Below are 23,054 nucleotides of genomic sequence, written 5' to 3' on the forward strand. Positions count from 1 at the left end.
TATTTCTATCTATTTTCAGGTGCAAAAATAATAAATTGAGAAGAATTGTCCTAATTTTTCACCCAATTATTGGTAGATAAAAACGATCAATTGATTTTCATCGCTTGATTGGGAGTGATTTTTGAGATCAAATAGGAGGGAGCCAATAAAACAATTGAAGAAATTAAAATAGCCGATAAATTTAAAATCAGGATTTGGGTGGGATCCAAATAAACCGGAGCTACAGATAAATAATAATTTTCAGCCGGTAATTTGACGATTTTATAATATTTCTGAATCAATAACAAACCAAGTCCCAAAATATTTCCGACCAAAAGTCCCGGAATCATGATAAACACAGCATAATAAATAAAAATCGTCCGGATTCGCCAGTTGGTTGCACCCAATGTTTTAAGAAGTCCTATGGAATGCGTTCGTTCTAAAATTAAAATCAATAAAACCATGATCATATTGATAACCACCACCACCATCATGATAAATAAAACCACAAAAATATTGGTATCAAAAATCGCAATCCAATCATTGATTTGACTAAAGGAACTCGTGGCTGATTGTGCATACAATTGAAAATCGATTTGGTCATTTACTTTGGCTGCAATTTCATCCAATTTTTCGATGTCATTGGTAAACAATTCAAATCCGCCCACCACATTTTCATCCCATTTATTGAGCCGTTGCACCTGTTTGATGTCCCCAATCACATATATATCATCAAAATCCTTGATATCTGTACTGAAAATTCCGGTGATATGAAATCTTCTGTAAATCGGTTTTCCAGTTTCTTGAATAAAATAAGTAACAAATGAACTGTCCACATCGAGATGCAATTCGTTGGCAATTTTTTGCGAAATCACCACATCATTGGATATTTTTTGTTGCTCTATTTTTGGAAATTTCCCTTTAACCAAATAAGAATCAAATCTTTTTACATCATAATCTTCTCCAACTCCTTTTAAAAATATGCCGCTAAAATTATCCGCAGTCCTGATGATTCCACCTTTTACCGCAATGGGTTGGACATGTGTGACTTCTGGAACGGCATCAAATTTGGGGTAAAAACTTTGATGAATCAAAATCGAATCCGAATTAAAAGACTGGTTGCTGTTATAGGGTTTCACAGTGATATGACCGTTAAAATCAGCCAATTTCTGCTTGATTCCTTTGCGTGCTCCAATTCCGGTAGAAAGCGTCACCAAAGCAACCAAAATACCAATGGCCACAGCGATTTGACCGATTCGGATAATCGTGGTAGAAAGGTTATTTTTATTACTTTTACCGAACGCAATTTTTTTAGCAAACCACCAAGTGAAATTCAAATTATTCTAAATTTTAAGCTATGATTCAAAAACTTTTCAAATATACACTAATTGCTATATTTTTTGCCAATGCTTCTTTTGGACAAATCAATATCAATGAAGAAAAAATCGAAAAGAAACACGATGCTTCCCTCATCATCAAAACTGAAATCATCACCGGCGCAGAACAATTTGAAATCTATTTCCCTAAAATTCAAGGGAAAAGAGTAGGAGTGGTAACCAATCAAACCGGAATTACAAACGGAACCAAAATCATTGGAAAAAAATCTTGCAATGAAAAAACAGGAATGGGTACATGTGCCATTTTTGAACAAATCAGTATTGTGGATTTTCTCATTGAAAACGGAATTAATGTAAAAAAAATATTCTCTCCTGAACATGGATTCCGTGGAGACGCAGATGCTGGAGAAACCGTAAAATCCGGAAAAGATATAAAAACCGGACTGCCAATTGTTTCGCTTTATGGGAAAAACAAAAAACCAACCCAAGCGCAATTTGCAGATTTGGATGTGATTCTATTTGATATTCAAGATGTTGGCGCTAGATTTTACACCTACATTTCTACACTGCATTATGTAATGGAAACGGCTGCCGAAACCGGAAAAAAAGTAATTGTGCTGGATCGCCCCAACCCCAACGGACATTATGTTGACGGTCCGGTTTTGAAAAATGGCTATGAGTCTTTTGTAGGAATGCATCCCGTTCCGGTAGTTTATGGAATGACGATAGGCGAATATGCACTGATGATCAATGGAGAAGGATGGTTGGCGAACAAAGTGAAATCTGATTTAGAAGTCATTCCTTTGAAACATTATACACGTGAATCAACTTATTCGCTTCCGGTAAAACCTTCACCCAATCTTCCAAATGATTTATCGATCAATTTATATCCGTCGACTTGTTTTTTTGAAGCCATCAATGGGAGTGAAGGGCGTGGAACCGATAAGCCTTTTCAAGTCTATGGTTCTCCTTATATCAAAAATATGTCTTACAAATTTACACCAAAACCCAACTCTGGAGCCAAAAACCCAAGGTTCAATGGAGAGATTTGTTATGGAGAGGATTTGAGTGAATCGCCTTATTTAGCTGAAATTAATTTGAGTTGGTTGATCAAAGCGCATCAAAATTATGAAGGAAAAGAACCGTTCTGGATCAAACAATCAGGGAAATATTGGATCGATGTTTTGGCAGGAACAGATCAACTCAGAAAACAAATTGACCAAGGGGTTTCAGCAGAAGAAATCAAAGCCAGTTGGCAAGAAGATTTGAAAGAATTTAAAAAAGTAAGAGCGAAGTATTTGCTTTACAATTAAGTTCAATTAAAATAATTTAACTAATTAATTATAAGATAATAAAAATTGAAATATAAAAATATAATTTTTGATTTAGACGGAACGCTTTGGGATTCCAGATCAACGTTGATTGATTCTTGGAATTCGATTTTAAAAAAGCATAATTTATTGGAGAAACCTTTAAAAGAAAAGGATTTAAATCCATTTATGGGATTGCTTTTACCGGAAATATTGCCAACGATTTTCCCAAAAATAGATCCTAAAATATTAGATAAAATTCTTCAAGAAATCATGGATCATGAAGCCGATAATCTCAGGTTAAAAGGTGGAATTCTTTACGATAGAGTAGAAGATATTTTAAAAGAATTAAACGAAAATCATGACCTTTTTATCGTGAGCAATTGTCAGGACGGCTACATCGAAGCATTTTTGGATTATTTCAAATTTCATGATTTATTTCGAGATTTTGAATCTTTTGGTAGAACCGGAAAACCAAAAATTGACAATATAAAATCGGTTTTGGTAAGAAATGGATTAAAGAAATATGAAACGGTTTATGTAGGAGATACGCAGACAGATTATACTTCGGCTACAGGAAATCAATTGGATTTTATCTTTTGTGAATATGGTTTTGGCGAATTAAATCCAAATCTAATTGTTTCAAAAATCAATAGTTTTCAAGAAATAATAAACCTTACGAAATGAATACTCAAACCCAAATAAAATGTCCGAATTGTGGAAATTCAGTAGATGTTCAGGACATTTTGGCGCATCAATTGGAAGAAGAAATTCGTCAAAAATACCAAGCGGAATCGGCTGAAGAAAAACAAAAATTACAAAAGAAACTTGATGAATTCAATCAAGACAAAGAGCAATTCGAATTAAAGAAAAAACAAGAAAATGAATTGTTTAAAGAGCGTTTGGAGAAACAATTGAACGAGGAAAAACAACTTCTGGAAAGGCAATCAAAAGAAAAACTTGCCAAATTTGAAGAACAATTAAAATTTAAATTATCAGAAGAGCAGGCGGAGCAATTTGGGGCGCTTCAAAAAGAATTGAACGAAAAATCGGAACAAATCAAAGAATTGAACCGAACTAAAGCAGAAATAGAGAAGCTGAAACGGGAAAAATCAGAATTAAAAGAAGCTATAGAAGCTGAATCGCAACGTAAACTCAACGAAGTTCTTCAGCAAGAAAAAGACAAAATCCGCAAAGCAGAAGAAGATCGCAATGAGTTAAAATTCAAGGAATTACACAAGCAACTTGAAGATCAAAAAAAGTTAACCGAAGAAATGAAACGCAAACAGGAACAGGGTTCCATGCAGTTGCAGGGTGAGGTTCAAGAGTTGGCGATCGAGGAGTGGTTGATGGCGCAATTTCCTCTGGACGTAATCGAGGAAGTAAAAAAAGGAGCGCGTGGTGGTGATTGTGTGCAAGTGGTCAATACCCGAAGTCGTCAAAATTTAGGGAAGATTTACTACGAAAGTAAGCGTACGAAAGACTTTCAGCCGAGTTGGATCGAGAAATTCAAAGCCGATATGCGGGAAAAAGGTGCTGATTTGGGGGTTTTGGTGACAGAAGCGATGCCTTCCGGACAGGAGCGTTTAGCAAATTTGAATGGCGTTTGGGTTTGTTCCTATGAAGAATTCAAAGGGCTTTGTGTGGTTTTACGAGAATCTGTGATCCAAGTGAGTTTGGCTTTAGCATCTCAGGAAAACAAAGGCGATAAAATGGACATGCTATATGACTATTTGACTAGCAATAATTTCCGAATGCAAATTGAAGCGATAGTTGAAGGATTTTCATCTATGAAAAATGCATTGGACTCAGAAAAGCGAGCGATGCAAAGAATCTGGAAAGAACGCGAAAAACAAATCGAAAAAGTGATTTCAAATACCATCGACATGTACGGATCCATCAAAGGAATCGCCGGAAATGCGGTTCAATCTGTAAAAGCTTTGGAATTGGACAGTGATTTGGATGTCAATGAATTGGATTTTGAGGATTGATTTTCCCTGTTATTGAAAAATAGTTTTTTTTTACGTTATTTATTTTCGAGATTCTTGTAATCTCTTAATTTTTCTTGAAAGAAATCGATTTCATTTTGACTACAATCATATTTGACCATTTTTTTGTACTAACTTTTATTTTGCCTATAATTTATATTATGTTAAATAGAATGTTTGAAATTGAATTTAAATATTTAATTATCAAGGTGTTTCTAATTTTATAAACAACAGCAATTCTCCTTCTTTGTATCGGATTTCCACTTTGTCTTCAACAGCTTGATTTCTGATTCCTATTCTTTTGGTCATATCCAAATCCTCAGACTCTAAAGGATACTTTAAACCTTTGGTCTTTATTCCTTTGGTAACTGGAAATGGATACAAAGATATGGTCCTTCCTTTGTATCCGTCCAAAACGATGGATTTGTCTGTAAAGAAATAATAACTAAAATCATCAAAAAAAACGATGGTCAATCTTTCTTTGAATTTAAGTCCGGAAGATAAATTCCCTAAAAAATGATCGTGCTCCATTCCGCTGCTTCCATATACATAAACTTCATTAAAATTTCGGTTTTCAATGAGGATCAGAGCTTTTTCAAAATCCGTATAATTTTGATCAGGTGTATAAACCACTTCAATTTCTTTTGGGATTTCATTACTTGAGATCGAATCAAAATCTCCACTAACTACATCAGGAGTGATATTTAGTGCTTTGAGGTATAAAAATGCACCATCTGTGCAGAATATTTGTTCAAACTGCTCTAAATCAGGGATTAAACTCGGTGTTTGACCATTTAAAAAAAGTGCAACTCTACTCATTTGGAAGCCATTTGATTTCTTCATGTCCTGCATCATGCGCTATTTTTCTTGCTAGAACAAATAAATAATCGGACAATCGGTTTAAATATTTCAGGATTTCTTCCCTAGCCTGCTCTACTTCATTTAAAGAAACCGTAATACGCTCAGCTCTTCTGCATATACATCGGCAAAGATGGGCATGTGAGGATGCCATATTTCCACCGGGGAGAATGAAGTGCATCAAAGCCGGTAGCTCCTCCTCCATTTGGTCTATCCAAATTTCTAATTCTTCTATATCTTGATCTTGAATCATTTTTGGCAGACGAGATTTTCCATTGGCCAAATATAATTTTTCGTTGGGCGTTGCCAATTCAGCTCCTACATGAAAGAGATTTTTTTGAATTGAAATGAGTTGTTGGTCATAAATAGATTCGATATTGGAACTTCTAATTAATCCAATTGCAGAATTTAACTCATCTACTGTCCCGTAGGAATCTATGCGGATATGGTCTTTTGATACTTTTGTTCCTCCAAAAAGGGAGGTTTTCCCTTTATCTCCTGTCTTGGTGTATACTTTCATTATTAGAATTCAGATGGGTAAAGATATTTAAAAATTATCATAAATTTAATTTTGTAAATAAAGCTCTATCTATTTAACTAAAAGTGGTTTAATTTTTGATTGAATTGAAAAATGCAAGTCTATACATGCCGAATTTACCCGATTTTTAGATTTTGTTCTGTGTTAAATTAAAATTAAAATAAAAAAAAAAAATCTAAAAAATCGGATTATTTAAGATAATATTATAGATTCGCATTCTTGTAAATAAAAAATTAGTGATAATTAAAATTAAAAATGGAAATGGAAACAAATGAAACTTTTCAACCTAGAAGAGCAACAAAAAGAGGAGGTTTAAATGCGCCAATTACAATCATCATCTTAATAGGTATAGCTATGGCTGTATTTTACGGATTATTTGGTTCATCTGCAAACTTTGAAGGAGGTGATTCTTATGCTGGGCATCCAAAAAACTTTATGGGAATTATTTATAAGGGAGGTGTCATCATTCCATTCCTTATGTCTTTCTTTTTGATGGTAATCGTATTTGGGATCGACCGTTATTTTGCCCTTCAAAAAGCCAATGGTAAAGGAAACATCACAAAATTCGTTGACAACATCAGAGATTTGGTAGGTAGAAATCAAATTAATGATGCATTAGAATTATGTGATCAACAAAAAGGTTCTGTTGGGAACGTAGTTCGTGAAGGTTTGACAACTTACAAAGCTTTGGCAAATGACAACTCGATGAACAAAGAACAGAAATTGATCGAATTGAACAAAACTTTGGAAGAGGCGACCACTTTGGAAATGCCTGCTTTGGAGAAAAACACTTCTATTATTTCAACGATTGCATCAGTTGGTACATTGATCGCATTGATGGGTACGGTAATCGGGATGATCAAAGCATTCTTTGCTTTGGGTGAAGGTGGTGGAACGCCAGATGCTGCAAAATTATCAGTAGGTATTGCAGAGGCATTGATCAACACCGGTACAGGAATTGGAGCATCAGCTATCGCGATCATCGTTTACAACATGATTACAAGTAAAATTGATGACTTGACTTTCAAAATCGATGAAGTAGGAATGAGCATTCAGCAATCATTTGCTGCACACCATTAATTCGTTTTTTTAATTCAAGTAACGGTGCATACCGTTTAGTTAAGTAATTGATTGATAAATAAAAAAATGAATAATGGCAAGAGTTAAACCAAAAAGACAAGGTATCCACATGGATATGACGGCTATGAGTGATATGGCTTGGTTGTTGCTTACATTCTTCATCCTAACCACACAGTTTAAAAAGCCGGACATCGTTCCAATTAAGACACCGAGTTCTGTTGCTGAAACAAAAATCCAGGATGGTGATTTGATCAGAATTACCATTAACAATGAAGGGAAATATTATTTCAGCATCATTGATGATAAAAACAAACTTCCGATTTTGGAAAAAATGGGACAGAAATATGGAATTACTTTTACTGACGCAGAAAAAAGCAGTTTCATGAAATTGTCTGAAATTCCCGTTCCGGTAAGAAGTTTGAAACAATATTTGAACCTAAATGATGGTCAGAAACAAGCTACTATCCCGGGAATCCCTATGGACAGTACAGACCTTCAGTTAATTGATTGGGTAGATTTCAGTTTTGAACATGATCCGGAATTGAAATTGGCAATTAAAGGAGATGTAAATACGCAGTATCCTGAGTTCCGCGACTTGATCAAACAATTGGTAGAAAGAGACTTTAACCGGTTTCAGTTAGTAACAAGTTCAGAATCAAAACCTAAAGATTAATGCAATGGCAGATATAGACGTAAAATCGCATGATGATAGTGGCAAGGTACGCTCGAAGAAGCAGTCCACGAAAGTAGATATGACTCCGTTGGCAGATTTAGGTTTCCTGTTGATTACATTTTTCATGTTTACCACGACCTTTAGTAAACCCAATGTAATGGGACTGAATATGCCTCCGAAAGATCCAAACAAAGAACAACAAACCGAAACACCAGAAATCGATTTATCCAATTCGATTTCAATTATCGTCGGTGGAGAAGGAAAATTGTACTGGCATCAAAAAGACAAAACCAAATTGGTTGCACAGGATTTGCATGAGACTTCTTATACCAAAGAAGGAATACGCAATGACATCCTCGCAGCTAGACAAAGAGCGAAAGTACCGGATAACTTTACCGTGATCATCAAACCGACAGATGATTCGACTTATGAGAATCTGGTCAACGTATTGGACGAAATGGAAATCACCGAATCCTCGCGATACGGTATCGTGGACATCGCGCCAAACGAAGTTGCAGTGTATGAAGAAAAAAGTGGAACAAGTAGTAGTAACAATTAAATCTAAACGTCATGTCACAAGAAAATTACAAATCACTCGACGACATCGTATTTGAGAAGCGATTCAAAGACTACGGTGCTTATGACCTGCGGATGGGCGAACGTTCCAATCTAATGAAAGCCTTATTAATCGGTATTGCCATCATCGGACTTGCAACTGCAGGTATCGTTTTTTACAATGTCGTGTTAAAAAAGGAAGACAAAGTGGAAACCGTTGTCGATATCAATTTGATTGATGTAGAACAACCGGAAGAAATCATTGAAGACAAACCTGAAGAGCCGGAACCGGAACCAGAACCGGAGCCGGAACCAGAAGTTGCACAAGTACGTGTGGTGATTCCTGAGCCAAAAGAAAATGTGGTGAAAGAAGAACCTATCGTTAAAGTGGAAGAAATGGAAAACAAACTCATCGGTTTGAAAAATGTTGAAGGAGAAGAAACCACTTCTTCAAAAGGTAAATCGGAGCCTGAAAAACCAAAAGGAACCGGAGGTGAAGGTAAAAAACCTGCACCAGTTGGGAACTTTACAGCACGTCAAGTATCTGAAATGGCTATTTTCCCTGGTTGTGAAAAATACAAAGGAAATAAAAACGAATTGCAAAAATGTTTGGCAAAAGAGTTGAGCTCTGAGTTGACAGATCAGTTAAATGATTTCTCTGAAACGATGGCAGATCGTGGTGAATCATTGGCTGTATCGAAACTTCAATTCGTAATCGACAAATCAGGAAAAATTATCCAAGTTCAAGCCCTCCAAGCCGGAGGTGGCGGAATCAATGTAGAATTGGGTAAAGAGTCTGAAAAGGCGCTTCAACGTATCGCTACTCGTTTGGCAAGCCGTGGTAAAAACATCCAACCTGCAAAATTGGAAGATGGTTCATCTGTAAATCTAGTATTTCAGTTACCTGTAAGATTCCAAATTCAGAATTAATACGGAATACCCTAAAATAGAAAGAGAGCTTCACGGCTCTCTTTTTTTTGCATTTTGTTTTCCTAATTGACATAAAAAAAAGCGAAAACATCTTAAAGACAATTTCGCTTTTTGTGACCCGGCTGGGGCTCGAACCCAGGACCCCAACATTAAAAGTGTTGTGCTCTACCAACTGAGCTACCGAGTCCTATCCATTTTAAATCGATATAACTCAAAAAAAAAGCGAAACATTTATTTCGCTATAAGTGACCCGGCTGGGGCTCGAACCCAGGACCCCAACATTAAAAGTGTTGTGCTCTACCAACTGAGCTACCGAGTCATTTGTTACCGCATTGTTCTAACGGTAACGGGGTGCAAATATAGAAATAAGAATTAAATTCCAAAACCCTTTTCAAACTTTTTTTAAGAATATTTCTCAGTACATTTTTAACGATTTGATTCTAAGTTTTTTCGGACATTTGTACGAATTAAGTATTTATGAAATGAGCCATAACATTTTAGTTGATACCAACCGAAATGTTTAATGGCGAATTACATCTGACAAATAAAAAACAAATAAAAATAAACAGATGAAAATTTCTTTGTTAGGCTATATGGGAAGCGGTAAATCTACGATTGGTAAAGAATTGGCTTCCAAATTAAATCTGAAATTCATCGACCTAGATAAATTCATTTCTTCCAAACATCAAAAATCCATTCCTGAAATATTTGCTACTGATGGAGAAATCAAATTCAGAAAGTATGAACGCGAAGCCTTAATTGAAATCTTAGAAGCAGAAGAAAACTTCATCTTATCATTGGGTGGCGGAACGCCGGCTTATTATGACAATATGGATTTAATCAACCAAGCCACACATTCTATTTATTTAAGATTGACACCAAAAGAATTGATCGAACGCCTTCGACCTGAAAAATCATCTCGTCCGCTCATAGCACATCTTTCTGACGAAGAATTCCCCGAATTCATCGCCAAACACCTCTTTGAAAGAAGAAATTTTTATGAAAATGCAAAATCAATCCTTGCGGTTCAAGAAAAATCAGTGAAAAAAATCATAGAGGAAATCATTCTAAACCTTCCTCATCCTCACCGGATATGAAATCATCTAGATCCCGTCTGTCTTTTTTGGTAGGTCTCCCCTCGCCTTTTTCTCTATAATAATCTTGATCCAACTTTCTCATTTCCAATTTATCCCACTCCTCTTTTGGGGTTTTATCGATGATATGTAATGAAACCAATTTGGCAGCCATTCGGCTTTTGGGGATTTGGATCACTTCGAATTGATAATCGATTTGATCTTTTCTTACCGTAATTCTATCAGAAGGAATTACTTCACGAGATGATTTAGCAACGTCTCCATTCACTTTTACCCGATTTTTTTTGACAGCCTCCGCCGCCATACTACGGGTTTTGAAATACCGGACACACCAAAGGAATTTATCTAAACGCATTGTTAAATTTATTTTAAGGAACTTAATTTTTGTAAATTCGCAACCAAATAACAAAGTTATGATGAAAAAATGGGGAATTTGTCTTCTGGCAGCAGGTTTGTTTTTAACAGCTTGTAGCAGTGATGATGATAACAATGAAGTTTCACAAGAAGATCAAAACCAAGTGGACGATGAAGCCATCGTGAATTATTTAGAAGATCATTATTTTGAGCCGGAACGCGGATTGATCAGAAAATATGATGATGAAGATGAAGCTGATGATGCTTATCCAAATCTGAAATCGATGGGTGTTAAGCTCAATTCAGGTGTTTGGGTGATCAAACGTCCTGGAGTAACAGCAGAAGGACCGTCTATCACTTCCAATACCCAAGATAGCATACAGATTTCTTATGATTCTAATCGATTTATTGCAAGTCGGGATAATGTAACAGAAGGTTCAGAATTATATGGGTCAGTTGGCACCTATTATAATACCATCAATTCAACTGGTGTAGCAGCTTGGGATCCTATTTTTTATTACACTGAAATTACAGAAGATTTGGCTGACAACGACATCAATCTCGATCATTTTGTGATTGAAGGATTTGTAGAAGGCCTTAAAGAATTCAATTCCACTCAAACCTCTGGAGATGATTTGTACAATTTCCAGGGTGCAATCATCGTTCCTTCCAGAGCTGCTTACGGTCGTGATTTTGTCTATACCGGAGGACAATTGAGAAATGATGTTTATAGAAATACAAGTTTCATTTTCAATTTTGAATTACATCAATTTTTGCCAAGAAATAATTAAAATCATTATTTAAAATACCAAGGTGCAAAGGATTTCTTTTGCACCTTTTTTTATTTTATAAATTTGTGGTGCGCATGAAACTATTTCTTTCACCCAATTCATTAAAATTGAATTTAAATCCAAACGCCAAACTGCTGGTTGCCGTCAGTGGCGGTGTGGACAGCATGGTTTTATGTGATTTATTGGTGAAATCCAAAATTGATTTTGCCATTGCACATTGTAATTTCCAATTGAGAGGAAAGGATTCAGACGAAGATGAAAATTTTGTGGTGAATTATTGTGAAGAAAATCAAATTGAATTCTTTTCTAAAAAATTCGAAGTAAAAAATCACAAAAATTCAGGGAATTTTTCTACACAGATGGCTGCAAGAGAACTGCGTTATACTTGGTTTGAAGAAATCATGAAAGAACAAAACTTTGATTATTTGGTTACTGCACATCATCTGAACGATGCATTGGAAACTTTTTTGATCAATCTTTCTAGAGGCACCGGAATAAAAGGTTTGACGGGAATTCAGGAAAACGCCCAAATTTTACGACCACTCCTTCCCTTTTCCAAAGCCGAAATTTTAAATTATGCTGATGAAAATCAATTGAAATGGCGGGAAGACAGCTCAAATGCTTCAACAGATTATGTCCGAAATAAAATTCGTCACAAAATCTTTCCCGAACTCAAAGAAATTCATCCCGAATTTTTAAACAATTTCTCTCAATCCATTCAATTTCTAAAAGAAGAAAATCAATTGATTTCCAATCATTTGGAAGAAATTAAATCGAGAATTTTCGAGGAAGAAAAAGAGTCAATTCAAATTTCGATTGATAAAATAAAAAAACTCAACCCAATCGAAACTTATTTGCATCATTTGTTTTCTGAATTTGGATTTAAATCAACAAACGAAATCCTTAAAATCTTGCAATCTGAAAACGGAGAAATTCGCTCGAAAACACATCGATTGATCCGCAACAGAAATGAAATCATCTTAACGAAAATCAAATTGGAAAAATTTGAGCAGGAAATAGAATTAAATGAATTTGAAATCCTCGAAAAACCTTTATATTTGAGGTTTTTGAAATCGGAGGAAAGAAATTTAAAGGCAGATGAAACACTGGATTATGATAAAATTAAATTTCCACTCCGACTCAGAAAAATGAAAATTGGAGATATTTTTTATCCTTTTGGGATGAAAGGTTCAAAGAAATTGAGCAAATATTTCAAAGATGAAAAGTATTCGAAAATAGAAAAAGAAAATGCTTGGTTGTTGGTAGATGATGATGATAGAATTGTTTATGTTGTAGGAAAACGCATTGACGACCGATTTAAAATAACAAAACACACACACAAATACTTAAATATTTTTTTATGAAAAAAAGGACTTTATTTTTTCTCTTATTTCTTCCTTTTTTGGTCAATGCACAGATTTTAACGCCTGTCAAATGGTCGACAGAAACCAAAGATTTAGGAAATGATGAGTATGAAATTTCTTTGCATGCAAAGATTGACAAAGGTTGGCACATGTATTCGCAGAAACATCCCGGTGATGGAATCGGGGTTCCGGCGACGATTACTTTTGAATCCAATCCCAATGTTGAATTAAAAGGAGAGGTTTCAGAAAGCGGAAAATTATTGGACAAATACAGCGAACTTTTCCAACAACAAGAAAAATATTACGAAAACAAAGTTACCTTCAAACAAAAAGTCAAACTTAAAAACCCAAAAGAAACGACTGTAAAATTCAGTGCGGAAACCCAGGTTTGTGATGCCGAAAAATGTTTACCGCCTGATTGGCTAGACTTTTCGGTAAAAATCACCCCGAAAAAGGAAGAGGTTGTAGAAGAAAAAACCGAGGAAATTGAAGAAAAATCTGAAGAAATTGCTGTTACTTCAACAGAAAATAACGTTATAGATTCCACTCAATTAACTCAAAATGAATTGAATGAAACATCTGATTCTACTTCAATTCAAAATCAAACTGCCGTAGAAACCGGAGATACAAAGCCTGAAAAAGATAAAGAAGCAGAAAAAGGACTTTGGGATATTTTTCTGTTAGGCGTCGGTGGCGGACTTTTGGCATTGGTGATGCCATGTATCTTCCCGATGATTCCACTTACCGTAAGTTTATTTACCAAACAAAGTAAATCGCGAAGCGAAGGAATCACAAAAGCATTAACGTATGGTCTATCCATTGTCGTGATTTTTGTCGCTTTGGCTTGTTTGGCAACTTTGATATTTGGAGCTTCTGCTTTGAATGAATTTTCCACCAATCCATGGGTAAACATCGCTTTCTTTTTGATTTTCATCTTTTTTGCGATTTCCTTTTTTGGTGCATTCGAAATCGCATTACCGGCGAGTTGGGCTAATTATACGGACAAACAAGCGGACAAAGGCGGATACATCGGTATCTTTTTCATGGCATTTACGTTGGTGATCATTTCATTCTCTTGTACTTTACCGATCATCGGGAGTTTAGCTACACAAGCTTCTACAACCGGAAATTATTATGCATTGATCGTAGGTTCTTTAGGATTCTCTGTCACCTTGGCGATTCCTTTTGTATTGTTTGCGATTTTCCCAAGTTGGATCAATTCATTGCCGCGATCCGGCGGATGGATGAATACCGTAAAAGTGACTTTAGGTTTTATCGAATTGGCATTTGCCTTTAAATTCTTATCCAACGCCGATTTGGTTTGGCAAGCACATTGGTTGGAAAGAGAAGTGTTCTTGGCTATTTGGATTGCGATTTTTGGATTGATGGGCTTGTATTTGTTGGGCAAATTCCGATTGAAATTGGACGCACCGGAAGATAGAATCGGTATCCCGAGATTGTTTTTTGCGATTTTGACTTTCACTTTTGTGATTTATATGATCCCGGGGCTTTGGGGCGCTCCTGTCAATATATTAAGTGGATTAACACCTCCTATCCAATATGCAGAATCTCCAAACGGTGTTGGTCGTGCGGCTGTTGCAGTTGGTGGCGGTGAAGCTGCCGGAGAATTGTTACCAGGACAAAAATACGGACCGCATCAGATACCTGCATTTTTGGACATGGCTGATGCGATTGAGCATTCAAAAAAAGTGAACAAACCGATCATGATTGACTTTACCGGTCATGCTTGCGCCAATTGCCGTAAAGTAGAAGAACGCGTTTGGTCCGATCCTAAAGTGAAAAATATGTTGTTAAACGATGTGGTTTTGGTTTCGCTTTATGTGGATGAACGCACCGAATTGCCAAAAGAAGAACAAGTTTATTCAGAAGCTTTGGGTCGAAACTTAAAAACGGTTGGAAACAAATGGACGGCATTTGAAATCGAAAAATACAATAACAACGCACAACCTTATTATATCATCGTTGATGAAAATCTAAACAATTATAACGAACCGCTTGGTGCGCTTTATGATGTAGACGAATACGTCAAATGGATGAAACAGGGTATCGATGGATATAATGCGAAGAAGAATTAAAACAATTCAATTTTAATCATAAATAACCGGTATCCCAGATATCGGTTATTTATTTTGTTTGTCGCTCATGTAAAATACCAATTCTCCACCTTTCACCAAATCCGAATGTTTCAATGTGAAGTCTTTGATTTCTTTTCCGTTTAATTCAACTTTTTGAACAAAAACATTTCTTGATGAGTTATTTATAGATTTGATTTTTAATTTTTTACCATTTTCTAATTGAACAATCGCTTCATCAATCAAAGGACTTCCAATTGCATAATTTTCACTTCCCGGTGCCACTGGATAAAAGCCCAAAGCAGAGAAAATATACCATGCGCTCATCTGTCCACAATCATCATTTCCACCCAATCCGTCCGGCGTAGGCTTGTATTGCATTTCCAAAATATGCCGAACCGTTTCTTGTGTTTTCCAAGGTTCCGATGACCAATTGTACAAATAAGCTACATGATGCGCCGGTTCATTTCCATGCACATATCCGCCGAGAATTCCTTCCCGCGAAATATCTTCCGTATGCGCAAAAAATTCATCAGGTAAATGCATCGTAAACAAGGTGTTGAGTTTATCGGTAAACTTCTTTTTTCCGCCCATCGCCTTAACCAATCCTTCCGGATCATGCGGAACAAAAAAGCTGTAATTCCAACTATTCCCTTCTATAAAGCCCATACCATGCGTTTCTTGACTATCGAAATTTTCACGAAATGTTCCATCGGCCAATTTTGGGCGCATCATCCCGATGCTTGGGTCGAAATTATTTTTCCAATTCTCCGAACGTTTGATAAATGTTTCATAAACATCCATTCGACCTAATGTTTTGGCAGCCTGCACAATTGCCCAATCATCGTATGCATATTCGAGTGTATTGGAAACCGAAGTTCCGTTTTTCTCATCCGGAATATATCCCAAATCAATATAATCACCGATTCCTTCATAAAACCGTTTGTTGGCGGTTTCGACGCAAGCATCCAAAGCCGCATTTTCATCGCCGTCATAAATTCCTTTTACGATAGCATCTGCCACTACCGAAACGCTATGGTAACCGCTCATGCACCAATTATCGTTGGCATAATGCGACCAAATCGGCAACATTTTCAACGAAATTTGCTCATAATGTTTCATCATGGATTTCACCATATCGTTATTTCGGGAAGGTTGAACAAGGTTGAAAAACGGATGCAGCGCCCTGTACGTATCCCAAATCGAGAAGGTCGTATAATTCGTAAAACCATCGGCAATATGGATTTCTTGATCCAAACCTTTGTATTGCCCGTTTACATCCATATAAACCGTCGGACTCAAAAACGTATGATAAATCGCTGTATAAAAATTGATTTTATCGTTTTCCGAAGCTTTTATTTGAATTTTATTTAATTCTTGATTCCAACTTTTTTGCGTTTGATTTTTTATCGCTTCGAAATCCCAACCGGGTGTTTCTACCAATAAATTCTCCATCGCATTGGATTGACTTACAGGTGATAACGCAAATTTCACCATGATCTCCTCGCCTTCTTCTGTATCATAATCAAAATGCATTCTGATTTTTTGTCCGGCGATTTCGGGGAAATTTTCATTTTGGTTAAACTTTCGCCAAAATCCTTTGTAGACCTGATTAGTATCAAAATCCTTTCGGCCGTAACTTTTAAAAGATTTGGAAAACGTCATCGCAAAATAAACCGTTCGGGTTCTCGCCCAACCATTGGTTTGTCTGTAACCTGTCAATGTGGAATCATTGACTACCCGTACATACGTCCAAACCGTTTTATCGTCATAATTGTAAATCCCCGACATCAAATCCAGAATGATATGGGATTCGGCCGATTTTGGAAACGTATATTTATGAACACCGACCCGAGTTGTTGCCGTAAGTTCAGCTTTGATGTTGTAATCTTTTAATTGAACTTGATAATAACCCGGCGCTGCTGATTCTTCATCGTGTGAAAAACGTGAACGAAAACCTGTTTCAGGATGTTGAGCCGTTCCGGGATTCATTTTCAACTTTCCAACCGTCGGCATCACCAAAAAATCACCCAAATCGGAATGTCCTGTTCCGCTGAAATGCGTATGACTAAATCCTACGATCGTTTCGTCTTCGTAACGGTATCCGGCGCAATATTTATAGACATCTTTATTGTATTTCCCGTTCAATTCATAGGAAATCGTATCGGTGTCAGGGCTGAGTTGAACTGCTCCAAAAGGCGCTGTAGCACCGGGATAGGTATGTCCCATTTTTTCAGTTCCGATGAAAGGATTGACATATTTCAAAAGGTTTTCTTGGGAAAATCCAATTAGCGAAACAAGAAAGAAACAGGGAATCAAAAATTTTTGCATACCTCAAATCTACAAAAAACAAAAATTGAGAATCGTTATTAACCTATTGATAATTTAATTCGAATTTAATTTTATCTCCCTTTTATGTTCAATACCTTTGCTGCGCAATTCTGAAAAATGCCGTTAAAAGAAAAACTCTGGAACAGAAATTTCATCATTGCATGTATCGCCAATTTCTTGGTGGCCTGTTCGTTTAACTTGTTGATGCCAACTATTCCGATTTATTTATCGGAAGAATTGGGTGTGCCGCATTCCGAAATCGGAATCGTACTTTCCTCCTATGCGATTGCACTTTTATTGATCCGTCCTTTTTGTGGATATTGGGTCGATGTATATGCTCGTAAACCTTTGTTTTTATTGGGTTTGACGGTTTTCATCGCCACATTTTTTGGTTATTATTTTGCGGTCACGGTTTTGTTTCTCGTGATATTAAGGTTTGTACATGGGATGTCTTGGGCGCTGGCAACGGTTTCGGCCAATACGGTGGCGATTGACATCATTCCGGCTTCCAGAAGAGCAGAAGGAATTGGATTTTTTGGGGTGAATACCAACATCGCGATGGCGATCGCACCATTTGTAGCGGTCAACATTTATGAAAGTTACGGCTTTCATTTTTTGATCAGTTGTGCTTTGATGATGGGATTTTTATCCATTTTAGTGGTGATTTTCATCAAAGTTCCGAAAAGAGAAAAATTGGACAAAACACCGCCTCTTTCCTTTGACCGATTCTTTTTATTAAAAGGTTTCCCAATTTTCATTAACCAATTGTTTTTATCCTTTGGTTGGGGAACTTTGATTGCATTTGCTGTTTTGTACGGAAAAGACACCGGAGTGCATAATGCAGGTGTTTTCTTTTTGTTTCTGGCAGGAGGAATCATTTTATCGCGGGTGACTTCCGGGAAATTTGTAGACAAAGGACATCTTCACAAAGTGATGGTTACCGCACTATTTGTCATCGCTTTAGGCTTTGTGTGTTTTGCCTTATTTCACAGCATTTACGCCTTTTGTATATCGGCGTTTATCATCGGAATCGGCTATGGAACGCTATTTCCTGCACTTCAAACGATTTACATCAATATGGCATCCAGCTCCAAACGCGGAACCGCCAATTCAACTTATCTGACCGGATTTGATTTGGGAATCGGAATCGGGATGCTATTTGGCGCCTATCTCGGCGATCATTTCGGGTTTTCAACGATGTACTTGATTACAGCAGGATTCTGTCTATTTGCGCTAATTTATTATTGGTTTATATCTCGAAAAGTTTTTGAGAAAAATCGAGTACGATAAATTAAGTCCCGCAAAACGTCACAAATTCAGCATCAAAAGCTTCTGGCGCATGCAAATAGTTTTTATTTTCTAGGTTGAATTCATACGGATTTTTCAAAATTTCCAAAAAAGAATTGAATTCGGTTAAATCCCCATTTACAGCGGTTTCCAATGCTTTTTCTACGAAATAATTTCGAGGAATGAAAACCGGATTTGTTTTTTGCATCAAATCAAATGCTGCTTGCTTTCCTCCTTCTTGATTTTGAATGCGAAGTTTCCATTTCGAAATCCAAGCCTCAAATTTCTCGTCGAGAAAGAATTGGTTTTCATCAAAAATTTCAGGCATTCGTAGAAATGTGAACGAATTGGTATAATCTTTTTGATGAATTTCCATCAGCCCTAAAAATTCATCTACTAACTTTTCATCACCTTCTTTAATTTCTACAAAACCCAATTTCGATGCATACATTCTGTACCATTTTTGGGTAAATTTTTGATCGAATTCGTTGATTTTTTCAGTAGCCATTTCAATGGCTTTTTTCTCATCTGAATCGATTAAAGGAATTAAAGTTTCCGCAAAACGCGCCAAATTCCATTTGATTATATTCGGCTGATTTCCAAATGCATATCGGCCATGTGTATCGATCGAACTAAAAACGGTTTCGGGAATGTATTTTCCTAAAAACGCACAAGGACCGTAATCAAAAGTCTCGTCTGAAATCGACGCATTGTCCGTATTCATCACACCGTGAATAAATCCTACGCGCGTCCAATTGATGATTAAATCCATCTGCAATTCCATAACTTTTTCAAGTAAAGCCAAAGCTTGATTTTTAGCCTCTTTCAATTCTGGAAAATGACGATGCGTCGTATATTTCATCAATTCATCTACATATTCAATTCCACCAAAATACCGTGCAAATTCAAAAGTTCCGACCCGGATGTGGCTGCGCATGATTCTTGTCAAAACCGCTCCGTCCTGCAGCATTTCCCGATAAACTTTCTCTCCTGTTTTGATCACCGCCAAAGATCTGGAAGTAGGGATTCCTAAATGATGAATCGCTTCGCTCATCAAGTATTCGCGCAACATAGATTTCAGTGTGGCTTTTCCGTCGCCACGTCGGGAAAAAGGTGTTTGACCACTTCCTTTGAGTTGGATATCCAATCGTTTTTCCGAATTTGTCAAATGCTCTCCGAGCAAAATAGCTCTTCCGTCACCCAACATCGTGAAATGTCCGAATTGATGACCGGCATAGGCTTGGGCAATCGGTTCAGAACCTACAGCCAATTTATTTCCCGATAAAATTTGAGCCAATTCATTTTTATCAGCGTTTTCCAAATCCAATTCTTTCAATAAATCTTGATTGAGCAATAGCAATTCGGGATTTGGGGCAGGAAAAGGATGAACCGATTCAAAAAATTTCGGGGAAAGCTTTTTATAGGAATTGTCAAAATTGAAAATAGAATCGGATTTCATTTGAAATAGAATTTAGACAAAATTACAAAGCAGAGATTGGAATCTCGGATTTCTGTACAACAAAGTTTTTATGCTTTCATTTCATTCAATTATAATTTGTTTCGTTAATTAGCGTTTCAGAAAAGTGAAGTTTCCTTTATTCATACTTGTATTGCTGTTTTTTTCTTTTGGGTTGGCACAAGAGAAAGACTCTATTTATACATTTTACGATTTCAAATCGGATAAAAACAGCTATGAAAAAGACTTCCAGAAAAGAATTGAAAACGATTCTTTGCTGTATCAAACCTTGGATTCGCTTAAAACCATCGGGTTCTATACTTTGAAAATGGATTCCATAAAAGCACATCAAGTTTATCTGAACAAAGGAAAAATGTACAAGCGTATTTGGGTAAAAAATGATTCGGTTTTTCAGAAAAAAGAAGATTGGTTTGCGGTGAAAAATCTGGATTCTTTGATTCAAAAAGTCAATGAAAATTATGCGGCAAAAGGTTTTCCGTTTACGGAAGTAAAAATCTTGCCGATGGGTTACAAAGACGGTGAAGCCCAAGTTGCACTCAATGTTCAATTATTTGCTGCACGTACCATCGACGGTGTGAATGTGGAAGGTTATGAAAAATTGTCCAAAGGCTATATCAAACACGGATTGGGGCTGAAAAAAGGAAAAATTTACAATGAAGCGGAATTGAAAAAGATTTCGGAGAGGATGAGTTATAATTTATTTGTTGAAGAAATCCGCGCGCCTCAAACGCTTTTCAATACTGATTCGACGACGGTTTATCTCTATGTCAAAAAAGTAAAATCCAATTTATTTGATGGTGTGCTCGGATTTGGGAATGATGCCAATGGGGATTTCAGACTGAATGGAAATGTGAAAATCGAGTTGAACAATAATTTTAACGGCATGGAAAAAATCCGATTGAATTGGATTGCGACGGCAGATAAAAGCACGACTTTGGATTTGAACGTTCGGGTTCCTTACCTTTTCCGTTCGGCTGTGGGAACACAGACCAATTTCAATATGTATCGGAAAGACAGTGTGTTTGTCAATACAAAAATCGAAGAGCGGCTATTTTATCAAATCAGCATGAATTCCAATTTAGGTTTGAATTTAAGTTATGAAAGTTCCAATTTCGTGCTGGACGAATATCCGGAAATGGCTTTGTTGTACGATGATTTTAACAAATCGGGAATCGGACTCAGTTATGAATTTTTTCAACCTTCCCAAAATCGATTATTAGAAGGGAAATCAGGCATCAGTATGGTCGGAAAAGCATTGCGAAGAAAAAGCCAAAAAATCGATCCCACGACAGAGGAAATCACAAAATTTGACATTCCTCAATATGAAGTCGGGCTCAATGCTTTTTATATTTTCAAACTTTTCCCAAAACATTTATTGAAAACGCAAATCGAAGGATATGGTTTGTTTGGAGATGAAGCGTTTTATACGGAAAATGAATTGTACAGAATCGGAGGATTTGGGAGTTTTCGCGGATTTAATGAAGAGAGCATTTTTGCATCGGCTTATGGAATCGGTAGTGTGGAATATCGGTTCATGCCCAATGACGGGTTTTATGTCGCGCTATTTGGGGATTATGGATTTGTGGAAAACAAATCAAATGGTGTGAATGAGAACTTTTTGGGAATAGGTACCGGCATTTCATTTTTGACGCAATTGGGTGTATTTAACCTGAGTTATGCAGTTGGAAAACAGTCTGATAATGCGTTTGACTTCCGGAACTCAAAAATTCATTTCGGGATTTTGACAAGATTTTAAGAACAAAAAACCTTGCTCCTTTATTCAAGAAACAAGGTATTTGTGTGTGCTTAATTATTTTACGCTCTCCTTTATAAATTCCAAATTTACGGAAAATTTTACATTATCGGAAACAACCACTCCACCAGATTCCATAACGGCATCCCAATTTAATCCAAATTCCTTGCGTTTGATTTGACCTGAGAACTCAAATCCGGCGCGTTGATTCCCATAAGGATCTGTGATGACACCACCAAAATCTACTTCCAAAGTGATGGGTTGGGTTACCCCTTTTATGGTAATTGCTCCATTTAAATTTCCCCCACTCCATTTTTCTGATGTAAATTTTAATTCAGGGAAATCGGCAGCATTGAAAAAGTCATCGCTTTTCAAATGTTCATCTCTTTGCGGATTTTTTGTGTGAATCGAATCGATTTGAGCGGTAAAACTGAAAGTTCCAGTTTCAAAACTCTCTGAAGTCGATTCTGCTGATGCGTCAAATTCTAAAAAATTGCCTGACACAGTTGAGATTACCATGTGTTTAACTTTAAAGTTAACTTCTGAATGCGCTTTATCTACGTTCCATTTAATTGACATAATGAATAAATTTAAATTATGGTTGCAAAGTTATTTTGTAGAAGCTAAACAGGAATTGATATAGGATAATAAATCAACCTGGGAATCATCTATAAATTAAAGAAACGTTAAATCATTTCGTTTTGTTTTGTTTTTTCCGAACAAACTATATTTTTGCAAAAAAATTCAAGGTTTGGATGAAGAAATTAAATTGGAATTGATTGAAGAATTTGCCAATCATTTTCACGAAACTAATAAATTACCACCATTAACTTCAAAGGTTTTTGCCTTTATTTTGGTGGATAAAAACGTGGAAGGCTATACTTTTGATGAATTGGTCAGCATATTTAATGTGAGTAAAAGTTCTATGTCTTCTAGTTTGAATTTATTAATCAAATATGATTTCATAGGTCAATATAACAAAATTGACGAAAGAAAACGAAGATATAAATTGACACCACATCAATTACCCATTCGGCTAAAAAAGACAAAAAATGAATTGATTAAGGAAAAATATTTGTCTGAAAAGTTGTTCCAATACCGAGAAGAAATACAGTCCTCCGAAGACGCTGAAGATATCCACAAAGAAAAGGTGACGGTATATTTAGAACATTTGGACAGTGCCATTGAGTTATTGGATGGAACAATCAAAAAATTAGAAAAATTAAATTGTAAATTATAAAATTATTATAACGAGATGAACT

Annotated in this window: 21 protein-coding genes and 2 tRNA genes; 14 read left to right on the plus strand and 9 right to left on the minus strand. The window is 36.2% G+C overall.

From position 1 onward, the window contains the following. Positions 1–86: 86 nt before the first annotated feature. Positions 87–1,316 (minus strand): ABC transporter permease, encoded by a 1,230-nt coding sequence (locus tag HU137_RS08600; RefSeq protein WP_182043436.1) that lies wholly within the window; start codon positions 1,314–1,316, stop codon positions 87–89. A 20-nt stretch (positions 1,317–1,336) separates the two neighbouring features. Between HU137_RS08600 and HU137_RS08605 the strand changes: the two genes are divergently transcribed. Genes HU137_RS08605 through HU137_RS08615 form a run of 3 tightly spaced genes read left to right on the plus strand, consistent with a single transcriptional unit; the run spans position 1,337 to position 4,617 of the window. Continuing rightward, entirely contained in the window at positions 1,337–2,629 is a 1,293-nt protein-coding gene (locus tag HU137_RS08605; RefSeq protein WP_182043437.1) for an exo-beta-N-acetylmuramidase NamZ family protein, read from the plus strand. Positions 2,630–2,674: 45 nt separating this feature from the next. After that, positions 2,675–3,313 (plus strand): HAD family hydrolase, encoded by a 639-nt coding sequence (locus HU137_RS08610; RefSeq protein WP_182043438.1) that lies wholly within the window; start codon positions 2,675–2,677, stop codon positions 3,311–3,313. Continuing rightward, positions 3,310–4,617 carry a DUF2130 domain-containing protein gene (locus HU137_RS08615; RefSeq protein WP_182043439.1) on the plus strand — a complete coding sequence of 436 codons (1,308 nt, stop codon included), beginning with the start codon at positions 3,310–3,312 and terminating at the stop codon, positions 4,615–4,617. The genes HU137_RS08610 and HU137_RS08615 overlap by 4 nt, the downstream gene beginning before the upstream one ends. 201 nt (positions 4,618–4,818) lie before the next feature. Here the strand turns inward: HU137_RS08615 and HU137_RS08620 are convergent, their stop codons facing one another. After that, positions 4,819–5,433, minus strand: coding sequence for a thiamine diphosphokinase (locus HU137_RS08620; RefSeq protein WP_182043440.1), 615 nt, complete (start codon positions 5,431–5,433; stop codon positions 4,819–4,821). Continuing rightward, positions 5,426–5,992, minus strand: a complete 567-nt coding sequence (locus HU137_RS08625) for a cob(I)yrinic acid a,c-diamide adenosyltransferase (protein ID WP_182043441.1) — start codon at positions 5,990–5,992, stop codon at positions 5,426–5,428. Before HU137_RS08625 ends, HU137_RS08620 begins: the two co-directional genes overlap by 8 nt. A gap of 273 nt (positions 5,993–6,265) precedes the next feature. On the opposite strand from HU137_RS08625, the gene HU137_RS08630 reads away from it, so the two are divergent. The 4 genes from HU137_RS08630 (at position 6,266) to HU137_RS08645 (ending at position 9,248) form a co-directional block, all read left to right on the plus strand. Beyond that, positions 6,266–7,090: a MotA/TolQ/ExbB proton channel family protein gene (locus HU137_RS08630; protein WP_182043442.1), complete on the plus strand. Its 825-nt coding sequence runs from the start codon at positions 6,266–6,268 to the stop codon at positions 7,088–7,090. A 73-nt stretch (positions 7,091–7,163) separates the two neighbouring features. After that, positions 7,164–7,763, plus strand: a complete 600-nt coding sequence (locus tag HU137_RS08635) for an ExbD/TolR family protein (protein ID WP_182043443.1) — start codon at positions 7,164–7,166, stop codon at positions 7,761–7,763. 4 nt (positions 7,764–7,767) lie between these two features. Beyond that, a complete protein-coding gene (locus HU137_RS08640) occupies positions 7,768–8,322 on the plus strand; it encodes an ExbD/TolR family protein (RefSeq protein WP_182043444.1) in 555 nt (184 codons plus the stop codon). Between the two features lie 11 nt (positions 8,323–8,333). After that, positions 8,334–9,248 (plus strand): energy transducer TonB, encoded by a 915-nt coding sequence (locus tag HU137_RS08645; protein WP_182043445.1) that lies wholly within the window; start codon positions 8,334–8,336, stop codon positions 9,246–9,248. A gap of 114 nt (positions 9,249–9,362) precedes the next feature. Here the strand turns inward: HU137_RS08645 and HU137_RS08650 are convergent. Next, a tRNA-Lys gene (locus HU137_RS08650) sits at positions 9,363–9,435 on the minus strand. Positions 9,436–9,494: 59 nt separating this feature from the next. Further along, a tRNA-Lys gene (locus HU137_RS08655) sits at positions 9,495–9,567 on the minus strand. 250 nt (positions 9,568–9,817) lie between these two features. Here HU137_RS08655 and HU137_RS08660 point away from each other — a divergent pair. Then, entirely contained in the window at positions 9,818–10,345 is a 528-nt protein-coding gene (locus HU137_RS08660) for a shikimate kinase (RefSeq protein ID WP_182043446.1), read from the plus strand. Here the strand turns inward: HU137_RS08660 and HU137_RS08665 are convergent. Then, positions 10,311–10,697: an RNA-binding S4 domain-containing protein gene (locus HU137_RS08665; RefSeq protein ID WP_182043447.1), complete on the minus strand. Its 387-nt coding sequence runs from the start codon at positions 10,695–10,697 to the stop codon at positions 10,311–10,313. The two genes, HU137_RS08660 and HU137_RS08665, sit on opposite strands and share 35 nt — an antisense overlap. A gap of 58 nt (positions 10,698–10,755) precedes the next feature. Here HU137_RS08665 and HU137_RS08670 point away from each other — a divergent pair, with 58 nt between their 5' ends. From HU137_RS08670 to HU137_RS08680, 3 genes are all read left to right on the plus strand, one after another. After that, the gene (locus HU137_RS08670) at positions 10,756–11,487 is read left to right on the plus strand and encodes a hypothetical protein (protein ID WP_182043448.1); all 732 of its coding nucleotides are present in this window, start codon (positions 10,756–10,758) and stop codon (positions 11,485–11,487) included. A 74-nt stretch (positions 11,488–11,561) separates the two neighbouring features. Further along, complete coding sequence (tilS, locus tag HU137_RS08675; protein WP_182043449.1) at positions 11,562–12,851, plus strand: tRNA lysidine(34) synthetase TilS; 1,290 nt, start codon at positions 11,562–11,564, stop codon at positions 12,849–12,851. Then, positions 12,848–14,947 (plus strand): protein-disulfide reductase DsbD family protein, encoded by a 2,100-nt coding sequence (locus tag HU137_RS08680; protein ID WP_182043450.1) that lies wholly within the window; start codon positions 12,848–12,850, stop codon positions 14,945–14,947. Before tilS ends, HU137_RS08680 begins: the two co-directional genes overlap by 4 nt. A gap of 45 nt (positions 14,948–14,992) precedes the next feature. On the opposite strand, the gene HU137_RS08685 is transcribed toward HU137_RS08680, so the two are convergent. Beyond that, the gene (locus HU137_RS08685; protein WP_182043451.1) at positions 14,993–17,275 is read right to left on the minus strand and encodes a GH92 family glycosyl hydrolase; all 2,283 of its coding nucleotides are present in this window, start codon (positions 17,273–17,275) and stop codon (positions 14,993–14,995) included. A 117-nt stretch (positions 17,276–17,392) separates the two neighbouring features. Here HU137_RS08685 and HU137_RS08690 point away from each other — a divergent pair, with 117 nt between their 5' ends. Next, positions 17,393–18,565, plus strand: coding sequence for an MFS transporter (locus HU137_RS08690; protein WP_182043452.1), 1,173 nt, complete (start codon positions 17,393–17,395; stop codon positions 18,563–18,565). 1 nt (position 18,566) lies between these two features. On the opposite strand, the gene HU137_RS08695 is transcribed toward HU137_RS08690, so the two are convergent. Continuing rightward, positions 18,567–20,021, minus strand: coding sequence for a protein adenylyltransferase SelO (locus HU137_RS08695; protein WP_182043453.1), 1,455 nt, complete (start codon positions 20,019–20,021; stop codon positions 18,567–18,569). A 124-nt stretch (positions 20,022–20,145) separates the two neighbouring features. Here HU137_RS08695 and HU137_RS08700 point away from each other — a divergent pair, with 124 nt between their 5' ends. After that, the gene (locus HU137_RS08700; protein WP_182043454.1) at positions 20,146–21,795 is read left to right on the plus strand and encodes a POTRA domain-containing protein; all 1,650 of its coding nucleotides are present in this window, start codon (positions 20,146–20,148) and stop codon (positions 21,793–21,795) included. A 54-nt stretch (positions 21,796–21,849) separates the two neighbouring features. On the opposite strand, the gene HU137_RS08705 is transcribed toward HU137_RS08700, so the two are convergent. Further along, positions 21,850–22,371 (minus strand): YceI family protein, encoded by a 522-nt coding sequence (locus tag HU137_RS08705; RefSeq protein WP_182043455.1) that lies wholly within the window; start codon positions 22,369–22,371, stop codon positions 21,850–21,852. A gap of 172 nt (positions 22,372–22,543) precedes the next feature. On the opposite strand from HU137_RS08705, the gene HU137_RS08710 reads away from it, so the two are divergent. After that, positions 22,544–23,032 (plus strand): hypothetical protein, encoded by a 489-nt coding sequence (locus HU137_RS08710; RefSeq protein WP_182043456.1) that lies wholly within the window; start codon positions 22,544–22,546, stop codon positions 23,030–23,032. Positions 23,033–23,054: the final 22 nt, after the last annotated feature.

This window comes from Moheibacter lacus (assembly GCF_014042165.1).
In the GTDB taxonomy this organism is placed as follows: domain Bacteria; phylum Bacteroidota; class Bacteroidia; order Flavobacteriales; family Weeksellaceae; genus Moheibacter; species Moheibacter lacus.